This window comes from Enterobacter sp. SA197 (assembly GCF_054131575.1).
The window spans coordinates 1,218,756-1,233,065 of record NZ_CP096393.1 but is presented as its reverse complement, the minus strand read 5'-3'; the positions used below and the strand labels follow the sequence as shown (position 1 = coordinate 1,233,065).

Genomic DNA, 14,310 nt, shown 5'->3' with positions numbered 1-14,310 from the left:
ATGCAGACATTAAAAACAGGAATCGGGATTTTTCTCGCCACCGCGCTTGCCAGCGCAAACGCATTTGCCTCTTCAGATATGGACAGTTGCCCGTGGGGGGCTGAAGGCTGCTATCTCTCCAGCCCACCGGTGCTGACTATTGACAATGATACCCGTGATAATCTGCTGCGTCTGGTGGGTGAAAAGCGAGCGCTCACACCGCTGCGCCAGCCACTGCCCGATGATGTGACCCGCAGCCGTCATTACTATTTTGGTGATCATACCGAGGAGTGGTACAACGCTCCGGCCTCCACTCAAAGCGCCCCCGCCGAAGACACAACGCTTGGCGACCAGCTCAGGCAGCTCGCGTTGCCGCCGGAGCTGATAAAAGAGACCACCCTGAATGGCAATGAGGCTGAAGGACGCTTTGTTTCTAATAACCGCGATTCCGTTTCACACTTTTATGCGGCGCTGCTGGCGGAGCCGTCGCTTACCCCGGAGCAGCGTACAGCACTTGCCAGAGCCCGCCTTCAGATACCCGGCGAGGTTACTGAGCTTACCGCGCTGCCAACACTGAACGCCAGCGAGGACTCTGCTGCCGCCCATTTTCGAGATTACCTGCTCGCGGCCAATGATTTCTATTCAGGCGAGTATGCCGAGGCAAACGCGGCCTTTACCCGACTGAAAGCGGTACAACAGCCGTGGCTGGCTGAAACGGCAGCGTACATGCTGATGCGTACCGCGCTTAACCAAAGCACCGTTAATGCCAACGGTGAATATGGCGATTTTGATGTCAAAAAAATCGATAAAACTGCCGCCGGAGAGGCCCGAAGCTTTGCCAGTGCCTATCTGGAACACTGGCCAGACGGCGACTATGCCGCATCCACCCGGGGGCTGTTGCGCCGCATAAACTGGTATCTTGAGGAGTGGGACACGCTGGCCGCTCTGTATGAAACGGCGTTATTGCAGGCGGAGGACGGCGACGCACTGGTGGCGCTGGTTGCCGAAAATGACAGCAAAATGCAAAGTAAAGACCTGACGCAGTACGACAGCTACTTCGCCAGCGCGCCGGATGCCCCGCTCATTACTTTTACGCAGGCCCTGCGCCTGATGCGTGCCACAACCTGCAGTGACCGCGCGCCCTGCGTGGACGACGCCTATCTGCAGCACATCAAGCCCATCTTTGAGAAACACAATTCCCTCGGTCTGTGGCGCTACTTGACCCTGAAACGCGATTATCAGCAGGAGAAGTATGCCGGGATCGTCGCGGCAATAAAACCGGCAGAGACATTGCCCGAAAACAACATCCTGCTGTTCAGTGAACAGGTGCTTTACGGCGAAGCGCTGATGGCGCAAAAGCAGTGGCCCCAGGCCCGCGCCCACTGGCTGCATTTGCTTAAACTGAGCAAAGACGTTGAACAGCAGCAGTACCTGCAGGCTAAAGTGGCAGCCACGGAAGCGCTGAGCGGCAATGTCGATGCCATCTTTGCCGCCGACAGCGAAGTGAAAAACCTGCGCTACCGTGCACTGGTGCTGAAAACCCTCGCAACGCCGGAGCGTCTGCGTGAACAGGTTGTCAACGGCCCGAACAATGAAGAACGCACCATCGCCCTGCATACGCTGCTTATTAAAGGCCTCCTCCACGGGGAGTATAAACGCTGGCTGGACGATAAAAAGCTCAACAGCCATATTACTCAGCCGGTGATTGATAAAGCGTTTGCCGATGTCGACCTGACGGTTTTCGGCTGGAACGGGGAGCAGGCAGAGCGCGATTATCATTGTGCTTCGCTGGAAAAAACCGTGGGCGTACTGGCGCAAAATCCGCAGGACCCACATGCATTAAACTGCCTCGGTGAGTTTTTCCGCGCCACCCAGGCCCGCGTGGATGACATGAGTGATTCGCATGGCAACGACATGCTGGATAGCGCGGTGGATAAAGCGCGGGAGAGCGGAGAGCCCGATCGCCAGGGCTTTTACATGCAGATCATCGCAAACAGCAAAGCCGAACCGGAAGATAAAAGCTTTGCCCTCTACCGCGCAGTAATGTGCTATGCCCCATCCGGGTATAACGACTGTGGCGGCAAAGAGGTGGACAAGGCGCAGCGCAAAGCGTGGTTCACTCAGCTCAAACAACGCTATCCAGGCAGCCCGTGGGCACAACAGCTCAAATATTACTGGTAATTACTGCGCTGCTACTGCCGCACGCAACCCGTGCGGCAGTGAACGCCGAAGCGCACCGTGCATTCTGGCTGTGGTCGGGGGTGAAACCGAGCACCGCGCTGAAAGGTGCGCAGACCCTCTATCTGCATCAGGCAGAAATTGTGCAGCGCCCCTCCGGGGTGGTATTTCAGAAAGTTGGCCTTCCGGTCAGCCAGCTTATCTTCCCTCAGCTCTGGCTGACGGTACGCATCGAAACGCTCGACGTGCCGGATGCGTTTTTGCAGCGCATGACCAGGTTACTCGATAACTGGCAGAGCGCGGGAAATCACGTGGTCGGGTTACAGATAGACTTTGATGCCGCCTCGCACAGACTGGATAACTACGCGGTTTTCCTCAGGCGGGTACGAACCCAGCTCCCCTCGCAGTATGCACTTGGGGTCACCGGCTTACTCGACTGGGCGAAAACCGGCAACATCGATGTGCTGAACACATTGCCTGTAGATGAACTGGTGATTCAGAGTTACCAGGGCCGGAAAACCGTGCCCAATTACAGCGAATATCTCCCTGCCCTCAGCGGGCTGCGTATCCCTTTTAAGCTGGGGCTGGTGCAGGGTGGCGAGTGGGATACGACGCGAGTACCCCACTTCTCAGAACACTACCGGGGTACTGTGGTTTTTATGGTGAATCCCGTCAGGCGTTAGCGTTGTGCCGGCAGCAACCCGAAAGATTTTCGATAATGGGGCACTCCGCGCCCTCATCGCCGGGGCAGGCATCTGCCAGCGAGAGCAGTTGCTTACGCATCGCTTCCAGCTCCACAATGTGACGCTCAATTTCAGCGACCTTTTGCAACGTGCGCGCTTTTACGTCAGCGCTATGGCGGGCCGGATCGTTAAACAGATTTACCAGTTCGCCGCACTCTTCGAGGTTAAACCCCACCTGTCGCGCCTGGCGTAACAGCGTCAATTCGTTGACCTGCTGCTGGGTGTAACTGCGATAACCATTTTCGCCGCGAATCGGCGGTGTCACCAGACCTTTATCTTCATAAAAGCGGATCGCTTTACTGGTCAGCCCGGTTTTTTTGGCCACAATACTGATATTCACCTTTCCCCCCTTGACCTTCCCCTTGATGGAAGGTTTAACCTGTTCTTCAATCAGTACACGTGATTAACCAGGTCAATGTTTATACCCGTCATACTTCACGTCGCATGTGCGTTGGCTGCAACGTGAATGCGTTAGGGTATACACGACCAATCATACAGGAAATAAATTATGTCTCACATTATAGAGCTGGATCTGGACGGGCTGTCCTGCGGGCACTGCGTCAAACGGGTGAAAGAGAGCCTGGAGCAACGTGACGATGTCGAGCAGGCTGAAGTCACCATTACGCATGCGCAAATCACCGGCAGTGCAGAGGCGTCTGCGCTGATCGACACCATCAAGCAGGCCGGGTACGACGCGAGCGTCAGCCACCCAAAGGCTAAACCGCTGGCAGAGTCATCACTCCCGTCGGAAGCACTGACAGCGGCCACTCCTGAGCTTCCGGTAGTTGATGACCTTGATGACAGCCAACAACTTTTAATCAACGGCATGAGCTGCGCCAGTTGTGTCTCCCGGGTACAGAAAGCCTTGCAGGCAGTACCGGGGGTCACGCAGGCACGGGTTAACCTCGCGGAGCGCTCTGCGCTAATCATGGGCAGTGCCTCCGCCGCTGATTTAGTCCACGCCGTTGAAAACGCAGGATACGGTGCGGAAGCCATTGAGGATGATATGAAACGCCGGGCGCGCCAGCAGGAAACGGCGGTCGCCACCATGCGACGTTTCCGCTGGCAGGCCATTGTCGCCCTGCTGCTGGGCGTGCCGGTAATGGTCTGGGGTATGCTCGGCGATAACATGATGGTCACGGCTGAAAACCGCACCCTGTGGCTGTGCATCGGCGTACTTACGCTGGCGGTGATGGTGGTGGCTGGCGGCCATTTCTACCGCAGCGCCTGGAAAAGCCTGACCAATGGCACCGCCACCATGGATACCCTGGTCGCGCTCGGCACTGGCGCGGCATGGCTTTATTCGATGAGCGTCAACCTCTGGCCGCAGTGGTTCCCGATGGAAGCCCGCCATCTCTATTATGAAGCGAGCGCGATGATCATCGGTCTGATTAATCTTGGCCATATGCTCGAAGCCCGCGCCCGCCAGCGGTCATCAAAAGCACTGGAAAAGCTGCTGGATTTAACGCCGCCCACCGCACGTGTCGTCACGGAACAGGGCGAAACCAGTGTGCCCCTCGCGCAAGTGCAACCGGGGATGACGCTGCGCCTGACTACCGGCGATCGTGTACCGGTTGATGGCACTATCACACAGGGCGAGGCCTGGTTCGATGAAGCCATGCTGACCGGGGAGCCGGTGCCGCAGGAAAAAAGCGCCGGCGATGGCATCCACGCCGGGACAGTAGTGCAGGATGGGAGCGTGTTGTTCACCGCCAGCGCCGTTGGCAGCCACACCACGTTGTCGCGCATTATTCGTATGGTGCGCCAGGCACAAAGCAGTAAGCCGGAAATCGGCCAGCTTGCGGACAGAATCTCGGCCATCTTCGTACCGGTGGTCGTCGCCATTGCGCTATTGAGCGGCGCACTCTGGTATCTCTTTGGCCCTGCGCCTCAAATCGTTTATACCCTGGTGATTACGACCACGGTGTTGATCATCGCCTGCCCGTGCGCACTTGGGCTGGCGACCCCCATGTCTATCATTTCCGGCGTGGGTCGGGCGGCAGAGTTTGGCGTGCTGGTACGCGACGCCGATGCCCTGCAACGTGCCAGCACGCTGGACACGCTGGTGTTTGATAAAACCGGCACCCTGACGCGCGGCATGCCGCAGGTGGTGGCGGTTAAAACCGTCAACGGATTCAGCGAAGAGCAGGTCATTGCCTTTGCCGCTGCGCTGGAACAAGGCTCCAGCCACCCGCTGGGAAAAGCGATTATTGAAAAAGCGGGCGACAGCGTGCTGCCGGAGGTAAAGAACTTCCGCACTCTGCGCGGGCTTGGCGTCAGCGGCGAGGCACAGGGGAGCACCTTGCTGCTGGGCAATCAAGCGTTGTTGGCCGGGCAGAACGTGGGTCTGGATGCACTGTTCGGTGAGATCGATGCGCAGGCGTCTCAGGGCGCGACGCCGGTGCTACTGGCGGTCGATGGCAGGGCTGCCGCACTGTTTGCTATTCGTGATCCACTGCGTGATGACAGCGTGAGCGCCTTGCAGCGTCTGCACCGTGCGGGCTATCGCCTGGTCATGCTCACCGGAGACAATCCCATCACGGCCAACGCCATTGCCAGGGAGGTGGGTATTGATGATGTGATTGCCGGGGTACTGCCGGATGGCAAAGCCGAAGCCATTAAGAAACTGCAGGCGGAAGGTTGCCGGGTGGCGATGACAGGAGACGGGATCAACGATGCGCCCGCCCTGGCGCAGGCGGAAGTGGGCATTGCGATGGGGGGTGGCAGCGATGTGGCCATTGAAACCGCCTCGATTACCCTGATGCGTCACAGCCTGACGGGTGTGGCCGATGCGCTGGCGATTTCCAGAGCGACCCTGCGCAACATGAAGCAGAACCTGCTTGGTGCCTTTGTCTACAACGCGCTGGGGATCCCCATCGCCGCCGGGATTTTATGGCCGCTCACCGGCACCTTACTGAACCCCGTGGTTGCAGGGGCGGCGATGGCGCTCTCATCCATTACGGTTGTCAGTAACGCCAACCGGCTGCTGCGCTTCACGCCAAAAGAGTAAGCCTCCCCGCCGTGCTGGCGGGGTTTGCACCTTTCTCCCCTACGCGCTAGCATGGCGTTTTCTCTTCGGGAAGCGCGTATGAGGCTGTTTCAGCGAATAAAACATTTCTTTCGTGCGCGCCATTATGCCTGGCCTGCCATTGACATTACCCTGCGCGGTAACCGCCACCTTCATCTGGTGGGCAGCATTCATATGGGCACGCAGGGCATGTCTCCCCTGCCCGCTGGCCTCCTGCAAAAGTTACGTGACGCTGACGCCCTGCTCGTTGAAGCTGACGTTGCAGGCAGTGGCTCCCCTTTTTTAGATCTTCCCGTCTGCCCGCCGCTGGTGGAGCGACTGTCCGCTGAACAGCTTACGGCGTTCGATGAAACACTGGGCTCGTTAGGCCTGCCGCGAGAGGAGTTTGATACCCGCCCGGCATGGCACATTGCGCTGGTATTGCAGGCGACACAGGCGCAGCGGCTGGGACTTCGCCCGGAATTTGGGATTGATTATCAGCTCCTGCAGTCCGCGCAAGCTTACGCGATACCGGTCATCGAACTGGAGGGTACCGAGAATCAGGTAGGCATCCTGCTTGGTCTTGCGGACGGCGGCAATGAACTGTTACAGGATACCCTTACCCACTGGCATGAAAATGCACGCCTGCTGCAGGTAATGTTGAGCTGGTGGCTGGAATCCCCTCCGCACGAATCGCCTTTAACCCTGCCAACGACCTTTAGCGCGTCGCTGCATGATGTCCTGATGCATCAGCGCAACCGGGCCTGGTGCGAGCGATTGGATGCCTTACCGCCGGGTCATTATGTGGTGGCTGCGGGGGCGTTACATCTTTATGGTGAAGGGAATTTGCCGGCGCTGTTGCGGCAAAAAAATGGCCAATAAGTGTATTGGCCCGTCAAAGAGGAATTTCACTTTTATTATTATGCCGGGGCTTACGCTCCGGGTGGCAAGATTGTCGCTCAAACTTTTGCCACTGCCAATACTCTTGCGCAAGATAGTACTATTTTTGCCCTCACCGGCGGGCGTATGCTGTTCTGATGAAATAACGTGATTTAAAGGATTGCTATGACCCCCGCCGTTAAGTTACTCGAAAAAAATAAGATCCCGTTTCAGATCCACGCTTACGACCATGACCCGAATGAAACCAATTTTGGTGATGAGGTGGTGCGCAAACTGGGCCTCAACCCCGATCAGGTCTATAAAACCCTGCTGGTGGCGATCAACGGCGATATGAAGCATCTTGCCGTCGCCGTTACCCCCGTCGCCGGGCTTCTGGATCTGAAAAAAGTGGCGAAAGCCTTAGGAGCCAAGAAGGTGGATATGGCCGATCCCGGGGTGGCTCAACGTATTACGGGATATCTGGTGGGCGGTATCAGTCCACTGGGGCAGAAAAAACGGCTTCCCACGGTGATTGACGCCCCGGCGCAGGAATTTGCCACCGTCTATGTTTCCGGTGGCAAACGCGGGTTAGATATTGAACTGGCGGCAAGCGATCTGGCGAGCATCCTTGATGCAAAATTTGCCGATATCGCGCGTCGTGAGTAAGATTTCGTACAGCTTTATTCCCTCATCCGAAGGCTGAGGGAACCTCAGTAATATTATGTTTTGCAGGGATGACACTGCGTAATGGGAATAAAACCGTCACCGCGATGACTGGGTCCGGCTGAAAATCGACGACGCGTATCCGTAAGGCCGGGGCGCCGCACAGGCATGCGCGGCGAGGGCGACGTTACACGGACGTTACCTTCGCCCGTCCCCGATAAGCCTGAAGAAGAAGCTAAGTTGACCGCGCCAGCGGCGATTTTCCTGGCCGGGAGCCCGGGTCACCAGGGCGGTGGCGATGAATCGGCCTGGCACGTTCACGGGTTCTGGAGCGACAGAGAAGCAATAAACATAGGGTGAACGGAATACCCCTCAGAGCCGCATGTTTCCCTCACCCCGGTGGGGCGAGGGAAGCGTCCATGCCCGCATTTTTTTGTCGGGATCCCTCACACCGTCCTGTTACTGCCAGCTCACTTCGCCTTTCGGCTCGTATGCATTTACATCCAGCGGCGAGTTTTTCTGAATAAACTCTTTGAGCACCTCAGCATCAATAAAGCCGGTATTCACATAGCCCGGTTTATCGTCGATATGCGGGTAGCCGTCACCGCCGGTGGCGTTAAAGCTCAACGTTGCCAGACGGTAGGTTTTTGCCGGATCAATCGGTTCACCTTTGATTTTGAGATCATTGAGCACACCGTCTTTTGCGACAAAACTGACGTTGGCAAACTGCGGGTACGCACCGGAGTCTGGCTTCATTTTCGCCACGGCGGTCAGGTAGTCGCTCAGCGCTTTACCGTCCATGTCCGCATAGACCAGGGTGTTACCAAAGGGCTGCACTTTCAGCACATCTTTGTAGGTGATGTCGCCCGCCTCAATGGAGTCACGCACCCCGCCCCCGCTCATCACCGCCAGATCGGCACTGGTACGCGCCATCTGTGCGGCCAGAATCACGCGCGCCAGGTTCGTTTGTACGAAGCGAACTTTACTGCGGTCACCTTCAAGGTGGCCATTCACACTGCCAACCTTGACCTCAAGCTGCGCTTTACCTTTGTTCTGAAAAGGCGTTAACAGCGAGAGCATCTGCGGATTTTCCTGAATTTCAGGGGTAAAGAGTACGCGCTCACTTTTGCCGTTGTCGTAGGTGATTTTCTTTTTCAGGTTCACCGGAATGAGCTGATAATGCACCATTTTCATTTCGCCATTACGGAACTCAAAATCAGCGCGCCCTACATATTTGCCCCACTCATGCGCCTGAACTATCCAGATGCCGTTTTGTTGATCCGGTGCACACGGTGTGCCGGGCACATAATCCACCTGTTTTTTATTCTCAGAGGCCATGCAGACCGGGTCCTGCGAGTGCCCACCGACAATCATTGCCAGTGCACCTTTTGGCAGGCTGCGGGCCATCTCCACGTCGCCTGGCGCGTTAGAACCATGCTCGCCGTTGTCGTAGTGCCCCATATGCGTGGCGGCGATGATCACATCCGGTTTCTGCGTCTGATTGAGCTCATCGATAACCAGCTTCGCTTCTTCAGCCGGTTTGCGAAATTCAATGTCGGTGAAGAATTCAGGGTTCCCGATTTTTGCCGTGTCGTCAGTGGTTAGCCCGATCACCGCAATTTTCAGTCCCTGCCGGTCAAAAATCATCCAGGGTTTGAAGAGGCGCTCGTTGGTGCTTTTTTGATAGATATTGGCAGAGAGGAACGGGAACTTTGCCCATTTTTCCTGCTGACGCAGAACGCTCATAGGGTTATCGAACTCATGGTTACCCACCGCCATCGCGTCATACCCAATCAGGTTCATGCCACGAAAATCGGGTTCGGCATCCTGGAGATCGGACTCCGGTACGCCGGTATTGATGTCGCCACCGGAGAGCAGTAATACGCTACCGCCATCGGCTGCGACCTCTTTGCGAATACTGTCCACCAGCGTTTTTTGTGCCGACAGGCCATACTCGCCGTAGTCGCTGCGCCAGAAATGACCATGATGGTCGTTGGTATGCAGAATAGTGACCTTATTGGTTTTATCCTGCTCGTAAGCCTGTACCTGAGTGCTTGCCAGACTCAGTGCTGCCAGAATCGCCAGCACCCTGCTTTTTTTTAACAATTTCACGTTTCTCTCCCTGATTCATTAACAACCGCAAAAGTACTGTCCATTGCAAGAATAGACAAATAAGTTTTCAGAATTGCGACTTCCTTCAAACCTTAAGGGCGGGTATGTTAGCCAGATAATTATTACAGTTCCGATACTTTTTACATCGCAAACTAAGACAGAGTCTTTATGGCAATCAGTGAAAACCCTCAACCGCTGACCGCGCCGTCCGGGTCGGCTGTAAAAACGCGCACCTCTTTTGGCATTCTTGGGGCCATCAGCGTCTCACATCTGTTAAATGATATGATTCAGTCGCTGATCCTGGCGATTTATCCCATCCTGCAGGGGGAGTTTTCGCTCTCGTTTATGCAGATTGGGATGATTACGCTTACCTTCCAGCTCTCTTCATCTTTGCTACAGCCGGTGGTGGGTTACTGGACGGATAAACATCCGATGCCCTGGTCCCTGCCGATTGGCATGTGCTTTACCCTTTGCGGCCTGGTCCTGCTGGCACTGGCGGGAAGCTTTAGTGCCGTGCTGGTTGCTGCGGCGCTGGTGGGAACCGGCTCTTCGGTCTTTCATCCGGAGTCTTCGCGCGTGGCTCGTATGGCGTCCGGTGGGCGTCATGGTCTGGCGCAGTCCATCTTTCAGGTGGGGGGGAATTTTGGTAGCTCGTTAGGGCCACTGCTGGCTGCTATCGTGATTGCCCCCTATGGCAAGGGGAATGTGGCATGGTTTGTACTTGCCGCACTGCTGGCCATCGTAGTCCTGGCGCAGGTGAGCCGGTGGTACGCCGCTCAGCACCGGGTGAATTCGGGTAAAAAATCATCCCCGGTAATAAATCCCTTGCCTCGTAACAAAGTCATTCTGGCCGTTTGCGTACTGCTCGTGCTGATTTTCTCGAAATACTTCTATATGGCGAGCATCAGCAGCTATTTCACTTTTTATCTGATGAATAAGTTCGATTTAACGGTGCAGAGCGCGCAGATGCATCTGTTTATCTTCTTATTTGCGGTGGCTGCGGGCACGGTAATTGGCGGGCCTGTCGGTGATAAGATTGGAAGAAAATATGTAATTTGGGGCTCTATCCTTGGCGTTGCTCCTTTCACCCTTCTTTTACCCTATGCAACCCTCTTCTGGACCGGTGTTTTAACGGTCATTATTGGTTTTGTCCTGGCTTCGGCCTTTTCTGCCATTCTGGTCTATGCCCAGGAGCTGTTACCGGGGCGTATAGGTATGGTTTCTGGACTCTTTTTCGGTTTTGCTTTCGGTATGGGAGGCCTTGGTGCTGCGGTACTGGGCGTTATTGCTGACCATACCAGCATCGATTTGGTCTATAAAATATGTGCTTACCTGCCATTACTGGGAATTCTGACCATATTCCTGCCCGATAACCGTCATAAAGGGTAGTTTCTCCGGGGGCAAAGTCTTGCTTTGCCTCCGCAGTTCGCTTGCGGGCAAGCCCTTACCCAACGAACTCTGTTTTTCCAGGCCATCACCCCCTCTTTTTTCGCCCAACGTGTCATTTTCTTCAACATTCAACAATTATTCACAAACACAATGGTTAAAATTGTCATAAACTGTAACCTGGGTTTTGGTTAATCAACCAAAATGGATCCACGCATCAACGAAAGGAGACGGAATGCATCACGCCACACCGCTAATCACCACCATTGTGGGCGGGCTTGTTCTCGCTTTTATCCTCGGTATGCTTGCCAATAAACTACGAATTTCACCGCTGGTGGGTTATCTGCTTGCGGGCGTACTGGCCGGACCGTTCACCCCAGGCTTTGTGGCGGACACTAAGCTCGCATCTGAGCTGGCGGAACTGGGCGTTATTTTATTGATGTTTGGCGTGGGTCTGCATTTTTCATTAAAGGATTTGATGGCGGTAAAGTCCATCGCCATCCCCGGAGCCATAGCGCAGATCGCTGTTGCCACACTCCTGGGTATGGCGCTCTCCGCTGCACTGGGCTGGTCACTGATGACCGGCATCGTGTTTGGACTTTGTCTTTCAACCGCCAGCACCGTGGTGCTGTTACGCGCGCTTGAAGGCCGACAACTGATTGACAGCCAGCGTGGACAAATCGCCATCGGCTGGTTGATTGTTGAAGATCTGGTGATGGTGCTGACCCTGGTACTGCTCCCCGCTGTCGCCGGGATGGTCGAGAAAGGGAACGTTGGGTTAGCCACACTCGCCGTTGATATGGGGATTACCATCGGCAAAGTGGTCGCCTTCATCGCCATTATGATGCTGGTGGGTCGCCGTCTGGTGCCGTGGATCATGGCGCGAAGCGCCGCCACCGGTTCGCGTGAACTCTTTACGCTATCGGTACTGGCCCTGGCCCTGGGCATCGCGTTTGGCGCCGTCGAACTCTTTGACGTCTCCTTTGCGCTGGGTGCGTTCTTCGCCGGGATGGTACTGAACGAGTCAGAACTCAGCCACCGGGCGGCGCACGATACCCTGCCGCTGCGGGATGCGTTTGCGGTACTCTTCTTCGTCTCGGTCGGTATGCTGTTTGACCCACTGGTATTGATTAATCAGCCGCTGGCGGTGCTGGGCACGCTGGCTATTATCATCTTTGGTAAATCAGTGGCGGCATTTTTCCTGGTACGTATGTTTGGGCACTCACCGCGCACCGCCCTGACCATCGCTGCCAGCCTTGCGCAAATCGGTGAATTCGCCTTTATTCTGGCAGGCCTCGGGATGGCGCTGGATCTCCTGCCTCAGGCAGGCCAGAACCTTGTGCTGGCGGGTGCTATTCTCTCGATTATGCTGAATCCGGTGCTGTTCACCGTGCTGGAAAAATACCTCGATAAAACCGAAACCCTTGAAGAGCAGACGCTGGAAGAGGCGACCGAAGAAGAGAAGCAGATCCCGGTGGACATCTGCAACCATGCGCTGCTGGTGGGCTTTGGCCGCGTCGGCAGCCTGCTCGGCGAGAAGTTAATGGAACAGGGGATTCCACTGGTGGTGATTGAAACCTCTCGCACCCGGGTGGATGAACTTCGGGCACGCGGGATCCGCGCAGTATTAGGGAATGCGGCCAATGAAGAGATCATGAATCTGGCGCACCTGGATTGCGCGCGCTGGCTGCTTTTGACCATTCCAAACGGCTATGAGGCCGGTGAAATTGTGACCACCGCACGTGAGAAATGCCCGGGTATCGAGATCATCGCCCGCGCACATTACGATGATGAGGTGGATTACATCATGGAGCGTGGGGCCAGTCAGGTGGTAATGGGCGAGCGTGAGATTGCCAATACCATGCTGACACTGCTGGCAAAGCCGCCGACTGAAGAGGCAGTAACGGGGTAGCGCTTCTGTCTTTGCCCCTCACCCTCTCCCCATAGGGAGAGGGAACTGACCGGTGCACATCTTTCGCAATCCAGCCCTGGCTGATTTTCACCCTCGCCCCTTTGGGGAGAGGGCCGGGGTGAGGGGAGATTATCGTGCCCAGTAGGACTCTTCCAGACTGTCTTCCCGCTCTGGCAGGCCGCGCGATAAACGTGGCGCATGCTGGTTCAGCACCTGATAGCTGACGCGATTAGCGTATTTGCACACCTGCGCCAGCGATGAGTAGGTCAGCCAGGTGAAATTGTGTTTACTGGAATTGGGTACATTAAGGCGGTGATAGTTATTCGCCGTAATGTCATGCAGCAGGGCGGCCAGCGCGCCATCACCCGCTCCGTTGGTGTTCATGATTTTTTCCGGCCCGCCCATATAGGGCGCGATGTGCGAGAAGATCCTCAGCGGATTGACGCAGTCTTGATGGCGCATCGCGCGGCTGAACTCATACTGGTTAAACTCGGCAATTGCCCCTGGCAACAACGGATGCTGGGTTTTACGTTTCGCTTCATCTTCGGTAAAGCCCGCCATGTAAAGACCAATCGGGCCTGCGGTACACAGCACCAGATCCACCCAGTCCAGCGCTTTGTCAGATGCCACCAGCGGGTCACTTTCGCCGGTCAGCGCGTAGGCTTCTTCTTCGTTCATGGCCAGAATGGAGACATGCGCCTTCAAAAAGTCGCGCCACCACTGCGGATTGTCGGCAATCACGTATTTCGTCCCCAGGGTCAGGACTACCGGTACGTTATGTTTTTTAGCGTAGGCCACGGCCTGCATGGTCGCTTCCGGCATGGGTTCTCCGGGGTTGCAGCGCACCAGGTAGGAAGTCAGTACCAGCGCAGAGGCACCGGCAATAACCGATTCCGGGATGCTGTCTGCGCGCAGTTGATTCATCTGTCCGGGACTGATGGCAAACGTCCGCTCGCCGGAGTCGCTGATAAGCGTAAAGCAGCGCCCAATGGCGCCATCAACACCCTGCAGATAGTTAAGATCGGTGCGGCTGGAGGTATTGCACAGGTAGCGATAGGCATAGCTGCCAATTTCAATGTTATTGCACATCACCCCCAGCAAAACGGAACGGTCATCCGCCAGCACGGAGTAGTTGTGCATGGTGTTGCCGATAGTGCCGCCCGCAAACTGGTGCGTAATCAGGTTGTCGCGCACCAGCTCCTGATACAGCGCTTCCGCCACGTCATCGCTTATCACCAAAGAATGGCCGGCACTCAGCCCGTATCGGGCAATAAAGGCATCATCCACTTTTGCTTCAATATCTACCAGCGTCTGGTCGATACCCACCACCCAGGTGGCGCTGGTCTCATTTTCAGGCTGGATTTGTTGCAGCAGCGGATCGCGGGCATTAACGGGAAAGTAGTGTTTGGATTTACGCTTACCGGGAAATTTCATGGTCTTCATTACGGGGT

At 55.9% G+C, this 14,310-nt stretch carries 10 protein-coding genes; 7 read left to right on the top strand and 3 right to left on the bottom strand.

The window, feature by feature from the left end; genetic code table 11:
* Window positions 1–2,160: a hypothetical protein gene (locus M1D91_RS05555; protein ID WP_437432538.1), complete on the top strand. Its 2,160-nt coding sequence runs from the start codon at window positions 1–3 to the stop codon at window positions 2,158–2,160.
* Window positions 2,130–2,840, top strand: a complete 711-nt coding sequence (locus tag M1D91_RS05550) for a DUF3142 domain-containing protein (RefSeq protein ID WP_437432537.1) — start codon at window positions 2,130–2,132, stop codon at window positions 2,838–2,840. The genes M1D91_RS05555 and M1D91_RS05550 overlap by 31 nt, the downstream gene beginning before the upstream one ends.
* Here M1D91_RS05550 and cueR read toward each other — a convergent pair.
* A complete protein-coding gene (cueR, locus tag M1D91_RS05545) occupies window positions 2,830–3,240 on the bottom strand; it encodes a Cu(I)-responsive transcriptional regulator (protein ID WP_437432536.1) in 411 nt (136 codons plus the stop codon). The genes M1D91_RS05550 and cueR overlap by 11 nt on opposite strands.
* A 168-nt stretch (window positions 3,241–3,408) precedes the next feature.
* Here cueR and copA point away from each other — a divergent pair, with 168 nt between their 5' ends.
* From copA to ybaK, 3 genes are all read left to right on the top strand, one after another.
* A complete protein-coding gene (gene copA, locus M1D91_RS05540) occupies window positions 3,409–5,910 on the top strand; it encodes a copper-exporting P-type ATPase CopA (protein WP_437432535.1) in 2,502 nt (833 codons plus the stop codon).
* Window positions 5,911–5,988: 78 nt separating this feature from the next.
* A complete protein-coding gene (locus tag M1D91_RS05535; protein ID WP_437432534.1) occupies window positions 5,989–6,789 on the top strand; it encodes a TraB/GumN family protein in 801 nt (266 codons plus the stop codon).
* A gap of 183 nt (window positions 6,790–6,972) precedes the next feature.
* Window positions 6,973–7,452 (top strand): Cys-tRNA(Pro)/Cys-tRNA(Cys) deacylase YbaK, encoded by a 480-nt coding sequence (ybaK, locus tag M1D91_RS05530; protein WP_437432533.1) that lies wholly within the window; start codon window positions 6,973–6,975, stop codon window positions 7,450–7,452.
* 456 nt (window positions 7,453–7,908) lie between these two features.
* On the opposite strand, the gene ushA is transcribed toward ybaK, so the two are convergent.
* Window positions 7,909–9,561: a bifunctional UDP-sugar hydrolase/5'-nucleotidase UshA gene (gene ushA / locus M1D91_RS05525; RefSeq protein WP_437432532.1), complete on the bottom strand. Its 1,653-nt coding sequence runs from the start codon at window positions 9,559–9,561 to the stop codon at window positions 7,909–7,911.
* Window positions 9,562–9,729: 168 nt separating this feature from the next.
* Here ushA and M1D91_RS05520 point away from each other — a divergent pair, with 168 nt between their 5' ends.
* On the top strand, window positions 9,730–10,950 hold the full coding sequence (locus M1D91_RS05520; protein WP_437432531.1) for an MFS transporter: 1,221 nt from the start codon (window positions 9,730–9,732) through the stop codon (window positions 10,948–10,950).
* Window positions 10,951–11,182: 232 nt separating this feature from the next.
* Window positions 11,183–12,859, top strand: a complete 1,677-nt coding sequence (ybaL, locus tag M1D91_RS05515; RefSeq protein ID WP_437432530.1) for a YbaL family putative K(+) efflux transporter — start codon at window positions 11,183–11,185, stop codon at window positions 12,857–12,859.
* Window positions 12,860–12,988: 129 nt separating this feature from the next.
* Here ybaL and M1D91_RS05510 read toward each other — a convergent pair whose 3' ends face one another.
* Window positions 12,989–14,293 carry an inosine/guanosine kinase gene (locus M1D91_RS05510; protein WP_437432529.1) on the bottom strand — a complete coding sequence of 435 codons (1,305 nt, stop codon included), beginning with the start codon at window positions 14,291–14,293 and terminating at the stop codon, window positions 12,989–12,991.
* Window positions 14,294–14,310 lie beyond the last annotated feature (17 nt).